Consider the following 16630-nt stretch of genomic DNA (forward strand, 5'->3'; position numbering starts at 1 on the left):
GAAACAGCAAGTCAATGGAGCTCCGGATTGACCATCAGCAGGCGGATACCGAAAAGCCTGAAAAGAGTAGGTAATACTTTAAAACTTTAATAAGATGCCCGAATATAGTTTACAAGTACAGTTTAACCAGTCACAGCTGGATATCCTGTACGCCACAGGTAGCAATGTGGTAGTCGCGAAACCCACCGGAGGCTCCAGTCCTAATGTTGCCTGGCAGGTATTTAAACCCATGCGTTCCAATAAGCTTGGATGGGGAGAGGAATATGGTATCTATGCTTCTACTGCCAGAGTAGAGAATGGCGCAGAGCTGGAACAATTGTCCGCCACACCGGTAGGCGCTGCCAGGAACAAGCTATATACACTGGAGCCTTCCTCTAATATCAAAGGACCAGTTAGTGGCGGCTCGCCGGATGCATATTGCCTGTTGAATAAATATGATCCCCAACCATATATGACAGTAGGCTTGTACCAAGATGCTACTGTCAATGGAACAGATATTATCGGCAATGCGCTGTCAGCAGTCCCTGTACTGCTGTCCAGTAAAGCCACTATGACTCCCTTTACCACGGTTTATATCTGGCTTCAGTCACAGGTGATCAGCAACACCGTTGTAACGCTGGTGACATCTCCCATGACCCAGCTCAAATACGGCGATGGGGTCAATACGTTGTCCGTAGCATATGACAGCAGCTCTGGTAAGTTCCTGTCTACCGACGGTACGAGAGCCACTGAAGCCCTTATTTCGTTTATCGATCCTGTTTTGTAAATCCCAATGCCGGGGCCTGTTCCCCGGCCAAATGAAGCACTATGGAAACTGTATGTGGTACTGTTACGATGCAGTCCCTGTTACTGGCCATGCAACAAAGAAACCTTGTCTATAACTACGATTTCAGGTATTACAGCAATAAAGTCATAATAGGGAATGATATCACTTATAATTCCCCTGACGGCTGGATATATCTTGACCCCGGAAGGAATGGCAAGATCGGCTTTGACTCGGTCAATAACACCTGCATCATTACGAAAAGCGAAGATAACAGCCCAATGCGTTTTGCCCAGGCTCTCCATGAATTCCCTCGCTGGCAATCCGTGCTCGCTGGCAGGCAGGTAACGGCAAAGGCTATACTGAATATTCCTGCAGGAGCGGAAGTTACCCTTTCGCTGACAGATGGAATAGATGCCTGCACAATTGCCCGTAAAGGCAGTGGTCTGACGGAGATGGTGGTACAACTGGTCGTCAATCCCAAGTCCACCGCCGTATTGTTAACGGTGGGTTGTGCCACGCCTTTTGCCAGGATTGCTGTTTACAGCATGTGTGCCAATGTCGGAGCGGTGGCGCTGGACAATCTTCCCTGCACGGTGCAGGGAATTATCGGGGAGCGAAGACAATATATCGCTACCGAGAATCCCCCGGCAGAAGAATTATCGCTCTGTAATCCGGCGGCGGAACTGGGCCTTGATTTTTCCCGGCTGAACAGCGTCATTAACAGCCGGTTTGGCACCGGCCCCAACAAGCGGTCCTTGTTACCGGACATGCGGGGATATTTCAGCAGAGCCTGGGACCATGGTGCGGGCACCGATCCGGATGCCGGTCAGCGTAAACCCCTTGGCGGTACTATCAAAGGCGATAACGTGGGAACCCTGGAAGAAGATGAATTCCTCAAACATGACCATCAGTTGTCATTCTCCACAGATAAGCCAATCCTGACCGGTAAAGAAGGATCGGCCACTATTATCAACACCGGTAACACCTCCAATACCAAACCCGCTGGAGGTAAAGAAACCAGGCCAAAAAATTTGGCGGAGTTATTCACCATCAAATGGGCCTGATATTTTTTAACCCTTTAATCCCAATTAATTATGGCAAACTTCACCATGAGATGGGCTAACAGATCTCAATCCACACAAGACTGGATGATCGATATCCCTGATGCATTTACCCTTCCCCCCGACTGGGTACGGGAGGCTGATTTGATCATCAACACCGATCATACTTTCCAGATAGCGGTGACCACAAACGGAGGCTTTGCAGCAGCAAACCTTACCTATCACAGTGGCGCCAACAACTGGACCCTTCACAGTAATACTCCCAATGAGTGGCGTCTTAGTCAGGGCAATGGTTACGTGACAGTGGCCTGTCTCCTGAACAATGTACGCTTTAGTAATATCGCTTACACTGCCTCTCGTGCGGTAGCAGAAACTGCAAAAGGCAAAGGTGGTTATCCTGCTTATCAATTGTATGAGGACAATACGGAAACCACGTATTGTTCATCCAGGAAAGTAAAAAGTCATGCCGAAGGCGCTGAATGGATACGCGCTTGTCTGGCGGCTCATGAAGGCACCAGCTGCCATGGCAAACCCTGGATTAGTGACGACCAGGAAGGGGTTATCTGGCCGTGATAGATGTAGTATGTATGCGGAAGTACGCGCCGTGTTCCTCCTTCGGGAGGAATGCGGCGTATTGTTGTCGTGTGAAAAAAATTGTTGATACGTGACAGAGGGTTTTTTATGTTTTCATCGTTATATATCCGGAAAACCTAAAAACCCTTACACCATGCGTTTATTTTGTAGTATCCTCACCTTTGCCATGATGGGCCTCTTAAGCTTTTCATCTTGTAGTAAAAAGGAACAATCAGACAACAACAACAAACCTGCCAGTGAAACATCTCTTAAAGCCAGCACGGAGCAGATCAATTATGGGCAGGAATTACGCAACTTCATTCAGGATATCAGCAGCTGGGCACGGACACGCAAACCCGGGTTTATCGTGGTGGCGCAAAACAGCACAGAACTGCTGACCGCCGATGGCGACACTTCAGGGCCTTTGGTCACTGAATACCTGAATGCGCTCAATGGTATTGGCAGAGAGGAATTGTATTACGGCTATGAAAATAACGACAATGCCGCTACGCCCGCCGCCGTTACCAAAGAATGGGTACGATTTGGCAAACGCGCCACTGCCAGCCACCTTGCCGTGCTTGTCACCGATTATTGCGACCAGGCGCCATTGATTGCCGCTTCTTACCAAAAGAACGAAGCCAACGGGTTCATCTCTTTTGCTACCGCCAGCCGTCAGCTGCAAACCATTCCGACCGGTGCGCCCAATCATGAAAATGCCAACAACATCAACACACTGGCAGACGCCAAAAATTTCCTTTACCTGATCTCCCCTGATGATCAGTATCTCAACAAGTTGAAGGCGACCAACTATGATGTACTGGTTATCGATGCTTTCCAGCCGGATAAAACAATTACCTGGACACCGGCCCAGATCAATGCGCTCAAGGTGAAAAAGAATGGCGGCAAACGCATAGTGCTGGCGTATATGAGCATGGGACAGGCAGAAGAATACCGCTGGTACTGGAAGCCTGAGTGGAATAAAAATCATCCGGCCTGGATGGCCGAACTGGACCCAAAATGGGAAGGTAACTATTACGTTCGCTACTGGATGCCTGAATGGAAAGCGTATATCTATGGTAACGCTGACTCCTATACGCAAAAAATACTTGATGCCGGTTTCGACGGCACTTATCTCGACCCGGTGGATGCTTCTTCATACTGGGAAAACCCAGCGGGCCAATAATGACTAAATATGGAGTGGCGAACTGGCAGGCGTTACCTGTCAGTTCGCCACTTTTTTATTTGGTTCACCCCCAATACTAATTTCAGGCAACCCTGTGAAAGACAACAACGCCCCTGCTATCGTTCCCGGTTTAAATATTTCCCCAGGCAGACCATCCACTGCCACTTATCCAGAAAATAGTCGTCATCACCGTGCCGTTGGCGGCAAATACATCGATAAAGTTAGGAGCACGAGAGATGGCCGCGGGGGTAGCATTGATAGGACCACCGAGATTGATGGAAGACGACCATCCTGTTGTGCTTGTCCAGTTGAAGTTGATCAGGATACTGCCGTTTCTGGCAAAGACCTGCAGATTGTTTGCGTCCCTCGCCACTACAACGGGATCGGAGGAAAGCGAACCTCCCAGGTCACTCCACGCGCTCCATCCGGTACCTTCCGTCCAATTCAGGGTAACCAGGCTGTTGGTGACACTGCGGGCAAAGATGTTTAACAACTGCGGTGTTCTGGACCTGACAGCCGGAGAGCCTGCAATACTACCTCCAAGGTTGTTCCATGCCGACCATCCTCCGGTGGCAGACCAGGTTATCTGTGTCAGATTGTTGTTGGTCGTTTGGGCAAATACATGCACATTGTTCGCATCTCTTGAGGCTACCGCCGGCTGCGAGGTGATATTACCACCCAGGTCTTCCCAGGCAGACCAACCACTGCCACTGGTCCAGGTTCTTGTAACGAGGGTATTGCCAGCGCTTCTGGCAAAAACACTGATCACACCAGGCGTCCTGGAGTTTACAACCGGTGCGTCGGCAATATTACCGCCCAGGTCTTCCCAGGCAGACCATCCCTTGAAGAGTGTCCACGAAATATGTATCAGGTTATTGGAAGGCCCTTTCGCAAAAACATCCATGAAGCCTGCAGCCCTTGATACCGCCGCGGGGATAGATGAAATGGGACCGAGTAATTGCCATTTGGACCATTTGCCGGTATTATTCCATGATTTATGCATCAGGTTATTGGCAGGGCCTATGGCAAAAACACTCATATTGTTGGCGTCTCTCGCAATAGCCACCGGTGGTGAGTAACAAGGCGTTGCCAAAGGAACGCGGAACAGGTATTCCAGTGCGAGCCGGTCGTTGGCGTTAAAGCTGCCACTGGTATCGCCGATGGTGCCCAGGCTGTAGCAGGCCAGCATAAAAGAGCCTGCATCAGCGCCTGTAGGCGTACCTGGAATAGGGAAGGCGCCTGCGGTGCCGGCACCTTCATTGCTGCCGCTGCCGCAACTATAACCGGTGTTGCTCCAGTCGGTATGCCGCAAGCCAATAGTATGGCCCATCTCATGCTCCACAACATGCCTGATGAAATCCACATTATTGCCTAACTGGGATGAACAGGTATTGATGGTGATGGTAGGGTATGGGTTACCGTTAGCAGGGAATCCGGAAAAACCCAGCTGACCAGCACTAAGACAGGCGCCTTGCACTGTAATGTCTGCTGAAGTGGCTATCACATATTTAAAAGTCAGGTCCAGTCCCAGCGCATTGTAATTATCTATCGCCTGGCGTACTGCTGTCACAAAAGCGCTACTGAGGCCAACAGTACGCACCGTCAACACACGTGGCAAACCAGTCACCAATTGTGTTGTTCTGTACTGCTCTGTCTCCGCAATCCGGAGTACAGGGCCCGCCGGTCCGAGATCACGTTCATAGAGCAGGATGTCCCGCTCTACCAGATAACCACTATCGATACGTTGCAGGTCTTTAATACTGAAGCCTAACGCTTTGATACGGTCAAGCACAGAAGCCGGTACAGGGCCGGAATCATTGGTCCAGCCAGGATGTTCCTGCTTACAGGAAATACTCAGACAAAAGAGCAGACAGCATAGGAAAAGAAGAAAAATTTTTTGCATAAAAGACAGATTTTTAGCTACATCAAATAATCGGGAATACAGCGCCAGGCTTTCGGGTAATACCGTGGGGAAGCGATATCTGTGCCACAGAATAGTTTGTTGGGTAGTGGCATAAATATAGGGAGTAGCGGTGCTGCTGTCTCACAGCCTCAGAAAGGGGATGCTGCACAGGACATGCGAGCCTGCCTGGTTGCCGGTATAAATTTAATACAGATGAAAACAGCCAGGAAGATAAGTGTTGTAGCGGTTACATACAACCACCCCGCACTGTAATAATAGATGGCCCCACCACTGATAGGGACCAAAATATTGGTGAACGATTGCGGACTTTGATCACGCCCTGCAATCCTTTTTTATGGGCAAAGGTGCATTCTGGTCACGTTTTGGGGTATTAAGTTTTTTTTTCTGACTAGATAAGGGTAGAACCAGTTTTTGGTGTATTACTATTAGTGGAGCTAACTAAAATACGTTGAAAATATTCATGTTGAACGACCATAATGATGATCGATTAGTTGAAATGTGCTTTAAAAGTTATTACCAGGCATTGCACAGGTATGCCTATGCTATGCTTAAAAATAATGAAGAAGCAGGGGATGCGGTGCAAGCTGTGTTCCTGAAAATATGGGAAAAGAGAATCCACTTAATAAAGGACCAAGGTATTCGAGCATATCTTTATACGGCGGTGCATCACCATTGTCTTAATATCAAACGGCAGCAAAGAACACAGGAAAAACGTCTCGCAGATTACCGGGAACCTGGTGTTATCAACATAAATCAACTGATTTCAAAAGAAAGTTATAATAGAATAATGAACTGTATTGATCAGCTACCGGAACAATGCAGGCTGGTATTTACCAAAAGCAGGTTTGAGCAAAAAACATATAATCAAATCGCTGCTGAGCTGGATATTTCCGTTAAGACTGTAGAAGTGCACATGGGTAAGGCTTTGCGTATCCTGCGGCTAAAATTATCAGATATACTGTGGATAACTTTCCTGTACAATACCTTTACCTGTTTCAGCAATTAATTGAAATGATATGGATTTTTCAGAAGAAGAGATATATGAATTAATCACCAAGTTTCTTTCGGGAGAAGCCACTCCGGATGAGGCCATGCAATTGGAAGAATGGAAGGAGGAATCCATTGATCACAGCGAGTTTTACGCACATGCGGTCAGATTGTGGGAGCAGGTCAGTGGTGATGCCTCTTGCCCGGAATCCACCAATAAGGCCTGGGAAAAACTTGCCGGAAAGAAAACTGGTAACAATAAAAAGAAGTTCACCTTAAAAGTAATCTTAAAGGTGGCTGCCGCTGTCATTTTAATGGTTTCTGCAGGGGCACTGTTGTTCAAAATAAATCACACGCCTCAACGGGAATATTCCATTATGCTGGATGCTGGGAATAATTTTCTGAGGGATACGCTGCCCGACAATTCAATAGTTGTGCTGGATAAACAGTCTGGTTTCCAATACGGGGCTGATGATAATTCCCGTAAGGCAATTTTAAAGGGTCAGGCCTGGTTCTGTATTCAGGGAATAGATGGAAAACCTTTCGAAATTGAAACCAGGTATTTTAAAATAAAAGTACTGGGAACTACCTTTCATGTCTCTGTGGAAAAGGAGTTTCAATCTGTAACTGTCACCAATGGGGCGGTTTTGCTGATTACCCCCCATGACACGCTGTTGGTGTCTGCTAATCAAAAGGGCTGCTATCTTCCTTCCTCCGGAAGGTTAACGCTATATCGGAAAATAGATATTAATGAAATGGCATATGCTACTCATCAGTTCTATTTTGACGATACCAGGCTGGAAGACATATGTGCTAAACTAGCCAGCGTATATGGTAGAAAAATGGTTATAGCTGATGAATCACTTAAGTCGATGAGGATGACCGCCGAATTCCAAAATGAGTCGCTTCAGGATATAATGGTGATAATCGCACAGACTTTACATGTGCATTTCAAACAAACGAATGATTCAATAATCATACATGAAAAGAACAGTGACTAAAATATGGTTCCAAATTCTATTGATGGCATTTGGTGTATTTTATGCCAGGTCCCTGCAAGCACAGCATTCGTCCCCTGAAGCTGAATATGTAACGATCTGTACTTCCGAAATCCGGTTTAATAAACTGTTTGAATTGCTGCATGCCCAAACCGGTGCGCACTTTTCCATCAATACCAGTAAGTTTCCCTCCACAAAAATTATCCGGTTGAACGCCGGGCGCTATACCCTTAAGCAGGTCCTCATTCAACTACGAAACCATACCGGAATTGAATATAAAAAAGTAGACAAATACATAGTGATTACAGATGGTACTGTTCCCAAAAAAAGGGCAATCATTTGCCATAAGAACTCACCAGCGAAAACAACCTGTTTATTACATCATCTGAGTTTATCTAATCTTCCATATACAAGCCATTTAACCTATAACCCCGCTGGCGTACAATTGCCAGTTATCATTGTTGATAGTGGCAGCATGAATGCGGTCAGGTTGGATAAAGGTCTAAAACAGGAACACCTCAGGGAATCAGATACACTTCGTTCTATTGCCACTCGCCATAGCTTCTTGGTGGACTCCGTTAAAAAGCAAACTGGTGAGGTATTAAAGGTTAATCTTCCATCTATTCCTATTCACCCTTTTTATGCCCATTCTTCCGCTGGTTATCCTTATATCGCACTGGGTTGGTACGCTGATGAAAATTCATTGCTCAATGTTGAGGTTAATGGCGGCTTTCAGCATCTTTACCTGGTAGCCGCTGTCAGCAGGAACAACGGGTTTGAATTGTTCAGATATGGACTGGGATCTAAGGTGGGATTAGATAAACACTATGATTTGAATGTTAGCGCCACATACGGTATTAACCAAAAAAAGTATTCGGACCTCAATGATACTTCCAAGAGCAATCAGGTAACGGTAAAAGGAAAGTTCCTGCAAGCCAGATTAAACCTGGAACGCCACATTAATGATCATTGGAGTTTACAGGCTGGTATCTCCATTAATGCACTTTTTCAAACGTATTATTATAATGATATCCCTGCGGCGCCCATGTTGGACGAGCAACATTACTTTGCTGCCTACAAGATTGTGCATACTCCTGTAATACTTGGTGATAGCTATTCTTCACAGAAAAGCATAAGTTTTATTTCATGGATGGGATTTCAGTTTGGAATTTCCTATACTATCAATTCATTCCATAAACGGCCAAAGAAGGGGTGTCCTAAACCAGACCAATAATAATACTTTCCTTCTTTATTTTATTCTGGTAAGGGTCAGAACTTATTTATGTGTATAAGAATAAGTAAGCATTCTTAACACAAAAGAAAATAAGTTATGATAAACCTGATTCAGACAGCAGAAAGAACAAACAATTCTTCACATATCAATAATTACATTTTTCAGAGACATTTATTTGCCTATAAGAGTGTTCCGGAAAAGTGGTTGTCAGGAAAGGATGTATTGGAAATAGGCTGTGGTACTGCTTATGGTGCTTCTATTCTGGCTGCGGACGCTAATGTGTATGTTGGATTGGATAAGAAGGTTCCGGTTGTGGAGCCTGCATTTAAAAACACTCGTTTTTTAAAGTGCACACTTCCTTTTCTTCAGGAAATTCCTGACGGGAGTTTTGATACAATAGTGTGTTTCCAGGTAATAGAACATATCCGGCAAGATGCATTGTTGCTTTCGGAAATGAAAAGAGTGCTGAAAAAGGATGGCGTTATTCTTATTACAACACCCAATAGGCTTACCACGCTTGTTCGAAATCCCTTTCATGTAAGAGAATATACCGGCGAAGAACTGGGTCACCTGGTACATCAATATTTCGATAAGTTCGATATTTATGGCGTATTCGGAAATGAAAGAGTAAAAGAATACTACGAAGTGAATAAGAAAGCAGTGGCAGGTATTCTCAGGATTGACAGGTGGGGTTTGATAGATAAAATGCCTGCTGCCTTACTTAAAATCCCCTATTCAATTATGAATAACCTCAACAGGTTGTTGCTATTCCTCTCTGCTCCTCCGGAAACAAGAATGATAACAGACGAAGACTTCTCTTTATTAAAAGTTGACGATGATTGCCTCGATTTATTTGCGGTGATACACAACTCGGACCAAGCTGAAAAGTTGCGGGATTAGCAGAATAGTTGCTTTGGTAGCAAGAATGAAAAAGGGAAAATCAGCAATAACTTACTGATTTTCCCTTTTGGGAGAGAAGAGGAGTGTTGATTACTTTAAAAAATTATTCAGATAGGTCGAGATTATTGCCGTCTCTTTCATCAGGCTAACATGTCCTTGTCCAGGAACAATGGCCAGTTGTGATTTGGGCATAGCGGCCAAACCTTCAGCACCCCCACCTCCCAGTAATTGGTATGTTTTTATCAACTCAGTTTTATCTAGCCCGTCATTGTCGCCCGATATGATTAATACTGGCGCGGTAATTTTCGAGATATTGGCGTCTCCCAGGTCGAATGGTGTTCCAGCGGAAGCAATCATCTGTTCCAGGAACTTTGTCCATTTTGTTTTGTCGGGCGCTACTGCGTCGTATGCCGCGTGCATAGGCGTGTTCGTAAAAAATTCAGGTTTCATTTGTTTAAACCCATTGGTTACTTCCGGGAGCCAGCCACTCGTTTTATAGGTGGAAGAGATGATGACTAATTTCCTTAACCGTTTTGGGCTTTGTATGGCAAATTGGTATGCCACCTTGCCACCAAAGCTATATCCTACTATATCAGCACTGTCAATTTTCAGGTGGTCCATTACGCCTTCCACGTCACTTGCTAAAGTAGTCAGTGATAATTTTCTCTCTGAAAATTCCGTATGTCCATGCCCCTGCAGTTCAATAGCAATTACTTTTCGGGATTTTGACAGTTCAGGGATTAATTGCCCCCAGTTCAGATCAATTGTCATATAAGCACCATGTAGTAAAACTATGGGCCTGCCTTCGCCATACACTTCATAATAAACTTTGATACCATTGACAGGTGCGTAACCGCTTTCGGAAGGTTTGACGTGTTGCCCGTCAGATTTAGATGCTGTAAACATAATGATCGAGATTAGGAGTATGGATTGAAAGAGATGTCGTGTTTTGAGTAGCGTTTGCATAACGTTTCAAATTTTATTGGCCATACAAAGATGGGATTCATTTCAGAATCCGATACTGTGTGAAAACGACAATCTTAGGGGGTAATTCCGGCGCTGTATTGTTATTATGGCTGCTGAACTTTCTCATTTTCCCATTTTATCAGTTACATGCTTTATTATGGCCACTGTTTCATCTATTTCTTTTTCGTTCAATCCTGCAAACCCAAATCGTAGTGAATTCAAATGGTGTGTTCCATAACTATAGAATTTTCCATCATTCATGAACATACCATTAATTGCTACCTGTTTGGAAATTTCGGGTAAGGAAAAACCTTCATTGAATTTAGTCCAAACCGCAAGGCCTCCCGCTGGCTTTGCAAACGAAACCACATTTCCCAGTTGCTCTTGTAGTTGATCACATAAATGGTTCCTCCGGGCACGATACAATTTTACTGATTTTTTTATATGCTTCCGCATTTCCCCGTTTTGCATTAAAGCGGCGAGGGCTCCTTCGAACAGGTAATCGTTTCTGTAATCCAGGATGGTTCTCACTAAAACCGCTTCGTTAATAAAATTGCCGGGAGCAATCATGTATCCTAAACGGACGGAAGTAGTGAGTGATTTGGTAAGTGAACCAATGTAAATGATATTCCCACCATGATTCCCGCTTGCTAATGGCAATATTGGACTGCCATTATAATGAAAATCATAATCGTAATCATCTTCAATCACCGGGAAATGGTATTTCCGGATTATGCCCATCAATTTTATTCTCCTGTCAGTACTTAGTGTTACTGTTGTTGGATGGTGATGGTGTGGGATGATATATAAAAGATCAGGTTTTTGAGTCTTACAGAATTGTTCGATAAAGTCTATTTTCATTCCATTTTCATCCATGGGAACTTTTACGAGTTTTGCGCCGAATTGCTCAAAAATCAGATTGGCCAGAAAGAAATTGGGCTCACCTACCAGCACAGTTGAACCGGGCCGGAGTAAAATTTTGGCAGCTATATAAATGGCCATTTGCCCACCATGTGTTAGCAGGATATTATTGGTGTCGATATTTAATCCTCTGCTATCTGATAGATATTCTACCAGTGCAGATCGCAAACTCAATGAGCCCATTGGACTGCTTTGATTTTGAGTATGTCTGTGCGAAAAACTATGGAACAAACTACGGTATTCTCTCAGTAGCAGATCTATTGGCGCTATTCTTTGGTCCGGGAATCCGTCGTTGATCACCAAACGATATTCTGTGGATTGAGGGGCCAAAGCCGGGAAATCAATTATTTTTTTTACTTCAAAGCCGGTGTCCCTGGTGTAGGCAGACGTTGTTTTGGATTTGTTAAAATCCCTGGGATTTATTCGGGGTAGTTTTTCTGCGACCGTAACATTCTTTCTCGGCTCAATTTCAACCCAGGCCTGCGCTTCCAGCTCCTGGTATGCAGCAACTATTGTTTTTCTGTGTACGCCAAGTAAAACCGCCATTTCGCGGGTTCCGGGCAAAGTCGCTCCTGGTTTAATAATACTGTCGAGAATAAGCTCCGTTAATTGATTGGATATTTGTTGATATAAAGGTGTACTGGTATCCTTGTCAAGTTTAAGCAGTGTCTTAAATGGAAGCATATGGACTACATTGAATGTTGAAACTGGCCCCCAAAGGTAAATGAATGCCTTTATAGTTTTGCCAGTGAACAGTAACTGCTCACTATTTATTTTTTTTATCTAAAAGGCATCCAGATCACGTCATGTTCTGCAATAAAATTAATAGTCTCGTCTTCCTGTTGTTTCCTGTAATTGTGCTAAACTCCTGTGGGAGTAAATTGCAGCATCAAACAGAAACCTCCGCGCTAAAGGAATTTCCGGTGTTAACGGTTGAAGTGAAAAACACCAGCTTATACAGTGATTATCCTGCTTCTATACAGGGTGTACAAAATATTGAAATAAGACCAAAGGTAGATGGTTTTATTGAGAAGATATATGTGGATGAAGGAGCATCTGTACAAAAAGGGCAGGTTCTTTTTAAGATAAATGCGCCTCAATATGAACAGGAAATGCGTACAGCGGCTGCCGCTATTAAAAGTGCAGAAGCAGAGGTGGGTACAGCCAGAATGCAGGTTGAAAAGGTTATTCCACTTGTTAAAGAGGAGATAGTCAGCAGCTATGAGCTGGAGACGGCAAAATTTATACTGCAAACTAAAGAAGCCGCGTTGGTACAGGCAAAAGCCAGCCTGGTCAATGCACATATAAATATTGGATATACGACCATCCTAAGCCCTGTTGACGGAGTGATTGGAGGCATTCCTTATAAAACCGGAAGTCTGGTAACCGGTAGTTCCTTGCTGCCGTTAACAACGGTGTCGGCAATAAAGGAGGTATATGCTTATTTTTCAGTTAATGAAAAACAATTCCTGTTATTCTCCGAAACACATGCTGGTATTACGCTGGAGGATAAGCTGCAAAAGCTGGCGCCTGTTTCATTGATCCTTCCCACTGGGGTTAAATACAAAGAGAAGGGCCGTGTGACAACAGTGAACGGATTGATAAATACGGAGACAGGGGCGGTCAGTTTCAGAGCAACTTTTCCTAATGCATTGGGGATAATAAGAAGTGGAGGAAGTGCCATTGTTCGTATGCAACAGGAGATCCCTAATGCATTGCTGGTACCTCAGAAGGCTACCTATGAAATGCAGGGTAAAAGGTTTGTTTATAAACTTGATGAAAAAAATACAGCCAATAGTACAGCGATAGAAGTTGTTGAAGGTGTGCCCGGAGATTTTTTTGTAGTTCAGAATGGGCTGAAGGCGGGAGATCGGATTGTAGCATCTGGTATAGCTAATCTGAAAGACGGAATTAAAATTAAAGCAACAACAACTTCATTACAATAGTATGTTACGAAAATTTATTGAGAATCCCGTACTATCTACGGTAATATCTGTTATTATAGTAATTCTTGGTTTACTGGGATTATACGCTTTACCTATTACCCAGTATCCTGACATAGCACCGCCTACCGTAGAGGTGACGGCAACCTATCAGGGGGCCAATGCGGATGCTGTTATGAAGAGTGTGATTATTCCGTTGGAAGAGCAGATCAATGGTGTGGAACATATGACTTATATGACTTCCAGGGCGAGTAATGATGGAACTGCTGTAATAACAATAACCTTTAACCAGGATGCCAACCCGGATATGGCTGCAGTGAATGTTCAGAATAGAGTGAACAAAGCTATCAGCCTGATGCCGGCAGAAGTAGTGAAAGCTGGCATTAGTACAACAAAACGCTTAAGCAGCGAAATATTCAGTTTCCTGTTATACAGTGAAAAAAAGGAGTACGATCAAAAATTCCTGGAGAATTATCTCCGGATAAATGTATTACCTAAAATAAAGCGAATAAATGGGGTAGGTGACCTCTATATCTATAGTGGACAGGAGTACAGCATGCGGATATGGCTTAAGCCTGATGTCATGGCATCCTATAACCTTATGCCTGCGGATATTATCGCGGCGCTCACGGAGCAGAATATTGAGGCAGCACCCGGTAAACTGGGGGAAAATAGTAACCAATCTTTCCAGTATACCTTAAAATACACCGGCAGGTTGGAAAAGCCGGAACAATTCGGTGATATCGTTCTTCGGTCTGTGGGGAACGGCCAGGTATTACGTCTTAAAGATGTAGCGAAAATTGAATTAGGCGCAGCATCCTACTCCAGTACTACTACAGCCCAGGGCTATCCTGCCCCTTATATTGCCGTTAATCAGACGTCTGGCTCCAACGCTCATGATATCATTAAGAAATGTGAGAGTATATTGGATGATGCAGCCAAAGAGTTGCCCAAGGGATTGAAATTTACTGTTTACACCAATGCCAATGATTTTTTGAATGCTTCCATGGATAAGCTGGTACATACATTAATCGAAGCTTTTGTGCTGGTATTTATTGTGGTATTCATTTTTCTGCAGGATTTACGTTCAACGCTTATACCTGCCATAGCGGTTCCTGTTGCAATCATCGGTACTTTCTTTTTTTTGAAGCTATTCGGATTTACCATTAACCTGTTAACGTTATTTGCGCTGGTGTTATCAATTGGTATTGTGGTAGATGACGCTATTGTTGTCGTTGAAGCAGTACACGCCAAGTTAGACCAGGGCGCACATTCTGCAAAGAAGGCAACCGTCAGTGCCATACATGAAATCAGTACCGCCATTATATCCATTACTTTGATTATGACTGCTGTATTTGTTCCCGTTACTTTTATCACGGGTTCAGTAGGAGCATTTTATAAGCAATTCGGTTTAACCCTTGCCGTTGCTATTATCATTTCTGCGATAAATGCGCTCACATTAAGTCCTGCTTTATGTGCATTATTGCTAAAGGCACATACCACTAGCCACAGACCAGAAAAGAATTTACTAAAGCGGTTTTCTCAAAGTTTCAATACTGCATTCTCGGCTATGACAGCGCGTTATTCAGAAGCGTTGATGTTCCTTGCCAGAAGGAAGTGGTTGGCCATTGTCGCCATGGGCGGTTTCTCTATGTTATGCTGGTACCTGGTAAAAACTACCCCAACCGGGTTTGTGCCAAATGAAGACAGTGGATTTATATATGGCAATATTATCCTGCCCCCGGCGGCCTCACAGCAACGTACAGAGCAGATTGTTTATAAGATGGACAGTATTGCCAGATCAATGCCTGAAGTAGGCTTAACATCATTGGTGTCTGGCCGCGATCTGATCAGTGGTGCCGGTGGTGCTTACGGCTCTTTGTATGTTAAGTTGAAACCATGGGACGAGCGTACGCATAAAGGACAGGACATCAATAGTATTGTTGGGAAACTGGTAGCGCAAACCGCTGGAATAAACGAGGCCAATATTATTTTCTTTACAGCACCAACACTGCAGGGGTTTGGTAACAGCAGTGGCTTTGAGTTTCAGTTGCAGGATAAAACAGGCGGAGATTATCAGTCATTTGATAACGTGATTCAAAAGTTCATGAAGGCTTTGCAGGAAAGACCGGAAATCATGTACGCAACAACGCCCTACAATACTAACTATCCACAATTTGAAGTAAGCGTAAATGTTGCAAAGGCAAAAGAGGCCGGTGTGCCGGTTAATTCAATTCTGCAAACATTACAGGGCTACCTCGGAGGGATCTATGCTTCGGACTTTAACCGTTTCGGAAAACAATATAAAGTGATTATTCAGGCTGACGCGTTGCATCGGACCTCAGCAGAGGCACTTCAGGGTATTTTTGTAAGAAACGGCAAGAACGTAATGGCGCCTGTGTCTGAGTTTATTACACTTAAAAAGATCTATGGACCTGAATTCATCAATCGGTTTAATCTTTTTAATTCCGCCCTCGTCAATGGTTCTCCCAATCCTGGTTATAGCTCAGGCGACGCTATCAGGGCTATTCAGGAGGTGGGGGCCACAACGCTGCCAAGTGGCTACGGATATGAATTTTCCGGCCTCAGTAGGGAGGAGATTCTAAGCGGCAAACAAACAGTGTTAATATTTATTTTATCCATTGTATTTATTTATTTTTTATTGAGCGCCCAGTATAAAAGTTATATACTGCCGCTGTCTGTACTGCTTTCACTTCCTGTAGGGCTGGCTGGCGCTTTTCTGTTTGCCCGTTTATTCGGATTAGATAATAACATCTTTCTCCAGATCAGCTTAATCATGCTGATAGGGTTGCTGGCCAAGAATGCCATCCTGATAGTGGAATTTGCTGTAATGCACAGAAGGAATGGAGAAGGACTGATACATTCGGCAGTAGCGGGGGCCACTACCCGTCTGCGTCCAATTCTGATGACTTCCTTCGCATTTATATTCGGCCTGTTGCCTTTAATGCTTGCTACTGGTGCCGGGGCCATCAGCAACCGGTCCATTGGTACGGCTGCCGTGGGGGGTATGCTTATCGGGACATTGGTTGGGATATTTATTATTCCGGTTTTATTTATCATTTTTCAATCCCTGCAGGAAAGGATTGGTGGTCATCCTTCAAAAAAAATCACCCGGGAGTTAAGCCCTGTTTCAATTGACTGAGCGTATTTCAA

At 44.3% G+C, this 16630-nt stretch carries 13 protein-coding genes; 10 read left to right on the top strand and 3 right to left on the bottom strand.

Annotated features, from left to right (window positions below):
- The first annotated feature begins 94 nt into the window (after window positions 1-94).
- From HHL17_RS08845 to HHL17_RS08860, 4 genes are all read left to right on the top strand, one after another.
- A complete protein-coding gene (locus HHL17_RS08845) occupies window positions 95-766 on the top strand; it encodes a hypothetical protein (protein WP_169224373.1) in 672 nt (223 codons plus the stop codon).
- 41 nt (window positions 767-807) lie between these two features.
- Window positions 808-1830, top strand: a complete 1023-nt coding sequence (locus tag HHL17_RS08850) for a hypothetical protein (protein WP_169224374.1) — start codon at window positions 808-810, stop codon at window positions 1828-1830.
- A 30-nt stretch (window positions 1831-1860) separates the two neighbouring features.
- Window positions 1861-2400: a hypothetical protein gene (locus tag HHL17_RS33355; RefSeq protein ID WP_206155943.1), complete on the top strand. Its 540-nt coding sequence runs from the start codon at window positions 1861-1863 to the stop codon at window positions 2398-2400.
- 154 nt (window positions 2401-2554) lie between these two features.
- The gene (locus HHL17_RS08860; protein WP_169224375.1) at window positions 2555-3583 is read left to right on the top strand and encodes an endo alpha-1,4 polygalactosaminidase; all 1029 of its coding nucleotides are present in this window, start codon (window positions 2555-2557) and stop codon (window positions 3581-3583) included.
- 130 nt (window positions 3584-3713) lie between these two features.
- Here HHL17_RS08860 and HHL17_RS08865 read toward each other — a convergent pair whose 3' ends face one another.
- The gene (locus HHL17_RS08865) at window positions 3714-5486 is read right to left on the bottom strand and encodes a M57 family metalloprotease (protein WP_169224376.1); all 1773 of its coding nucleotides are present in this window, start codon (window positions 5484-5486) and stop codon (window positions 3714-3716) included.
- Between the two features lie 481 nt (window positions 5487-5967).
- Between HHL17_RS08865 and HHL17_RS08870 the strand changes: the two genes are divergently transcribed.
- The 4 genes from HHL17_RS08870 (at window position 5968) to HHL17_RS08885 (ending at window position 9626) form a co-directional block, all read left to right on the top strand.
- The gene (locus HHL17_RS08870) at window positions 5968-6513 is read left to right on the top strand and encodes an RNA polymerase sigma-70 factor (RefSeq protein WP_169224377.1); all 546 of its coding nucleotides are present in this window, start codon (window positions 5968-5970) and stop codon (window positions 6511-6513) included.
- 10 nt (window positions 6514-6523) lie between these two features.
- Window positions 6524-7495 carry a FecR family protein gene (locus HHL17_RS08875; protein WP_169224378.1) on the top strand — a complete coding sequence of 324 codons (972 nt, stop codon included), beginning with the start codon at window positions 6524-6526 and terminating at the stop codon, window positions 7493-7495.
- Complete coding sequence (locus tag HHL17_RS08880) at window positions 7476-8726, top strand: STN domain-containing protein (RefSeq protein ID WP_169224379.1); 1251 nt, start codon at window positions 7476-7478, stop codon at window positions 8724-8726. Before HHL17_RS08875 ends, HHL17_RS08880 begins: the two co-directional genes overlap by 20 nt.
- Window positions 8727-8822: 96 nt before the next feature.
- Window positions 8823-9626 carry a class I SAM-dependent methyltransferase gene (locus tag HHL17_RS08885; protein ID WP_169224380.1) on the top strand — a complete coding sequence of 268 codons (804 nt, stop codon included), beginning with the start codon at window positions 8823-8825 and terminating at the stop codon, window positions 9624-9626.
- A gap of 90 nt (window positions 9627-9716) precedes the next feature.
- Here HHL17_RS08885 and HHL17_RS08890 read toward each other — a convergent pair whose 3' ends face one another.
- Window positions 9717-10532 carry an alpha/beta fold hydrolase gene (locus HHL17_RS08890; protein WP_240975113.1) on the bottom strand — a complete coding sequence of 272 codons (816 nt, stop codon included), beginning with the start codon at window positions 10530-10532 and terminating at the stop codon, window positions 9717-9719.
- Between the two features lie 183 nt (window positions 10533-10715).
- Entirely contained in the window at window positions 10716-12197 is a 1482-nt protein-coding gene (locus HHL17_RS08895; protein ID WP_169224382.1) for an aminotransferase-like domain-containing protein, read from the bottom strand.
- Between the two features lie 197 nt (window positions 12198-12394).
- Between HHL17_RS08895 and HHL17_RS08900 the strand changes: the two genes are divergently transcribed.
- Both HHL17_RS08900 and HHL17_RS08905 read left to right on the top strand, forming a co-directional pair.
- On the top strand, window positions 12395-13459 hold the full coding sequence (locus HHL17_RS08900) for an efflux RND transporter periplasmic adaptor subunit (RefSeq protein WP_206155944.1): 1065 nt from the start codon (window positions 12395-12397) through the stop codon (window positions 13457-13459).
- A gap of 1 nt (window position 13460) precedes the next feature.
- Window positions 13461-16619 (top strand): efflux RND transporter permease subunit, encoded by a 3159-nt coding sequence (locus HHL17_RS08905; RefSeq protein WP_169224384.1) that lies wholly within the window; start codon window positions 13461-13463, stop codon window positions 16617-16619.
- Window positions 16620-16630: the final 11 nt, after the last annotated feature.

It is taken from the genome of Chitinophaga fulva (assembly GCF_012927205.1).
In the GTDB taxonomy this organism is placed as follows: Bacteria; Bacteroidota; Bacteroidia; order Chitinophagales; family Chitinophagaceae; genus Chitinophaga; species Chitinophaga fulva.

What these genes read in the sequence shown, in the direction of transcription:
- HHL17_RS08905 (WP_169224384.1), top strand. Translation starts at nt 13,461, where the DNA reads ATGTTACGAAAATTTATTGAGAATCCCGTACTATCTACGGTAATATCT.
- HHL17_RS08850 (WP_169224374.1), top strand. Translation starts at nt 808, where the DNA reads ATGGAAACTGTATGTGGTACTGTTACGATGCAGTCCCTGTTACTGGCC.
- HHL17_RS08880 (WP_169224379.1), top strand. Translation starts at nt 7,476, where the DNA reads ATGAAAAGAACAGTGACTAAAATATGGTTCCAAATTCTATTGATGGCA.
- HHL17_RS08890 (WP_240975113.1), bottom strand. Translation starts at nt 10,532, where the DNA reads ATGTTTACAGCATCTAAATCTGACGGGCAACACGTCAAACCTTCCGAA.
- HHL17_RS08865 (WP_169224376.1), bottom strand. Translation starts at nt 5,486, where the DNA reads ATGCAAAAAATTTTTCTTCTTTTCCTATGCTGTCTGCTCTTTTGTCTG.
- HHL17_RS08875 (WP_169224378.1), top strand. Translation starts at nt 6,524, where the DNA reads ATGGATTTTTCAGAAGAAGAGATATATGAATTAATCACCAAGTTTCTT.
- HHL17_RS33355 (WP_206155943.1), top strand. Translation starts at nt 1,861, where the DNA reads ATGGCAAACTTCACCATGAGATGGGCTAACAGATCTCAATCCACACAA.
- HHL17_RS08895 (WP_169224382.1), bottom strand. Translation starts at nt 12,197, where the DNA reads ATGCTTCCATTTAAGACACTGCTTAAACTTGACAAGGATACCAGTACA.
- HHL17_RS08860 (WP_169224375.1), top strand. Translation starts at nt 2,555, where the DNA reads ATGCGTTTATTTTGTAGTATCCTCACCTTTGCCATGATGGGCCTCTTA.
- HHL17_RS08885 (WP_169224380.1), top strand. Translation starts at nt 8,823, where the DNA reads ATGATAAACCTGATTCAGACAGCAGAAAGAACAAACAATTCTTCACAT.
- HHL17_RS08845 (WP_169224373.1), top strand. Translation starts at nt 95, where the DNA reads ATGCCCGAATATAGTTTACAAGTACAGTTTAACCAGTCACAGCTGGAT.
- HHL17_RS08870 (WP_169224377.1), top strand. Translation starts at nt 5,968, where the DNA reads ATGTTGAACGACCATAATGATGATCGATTAGTTGAAATGTGCTTTAAA.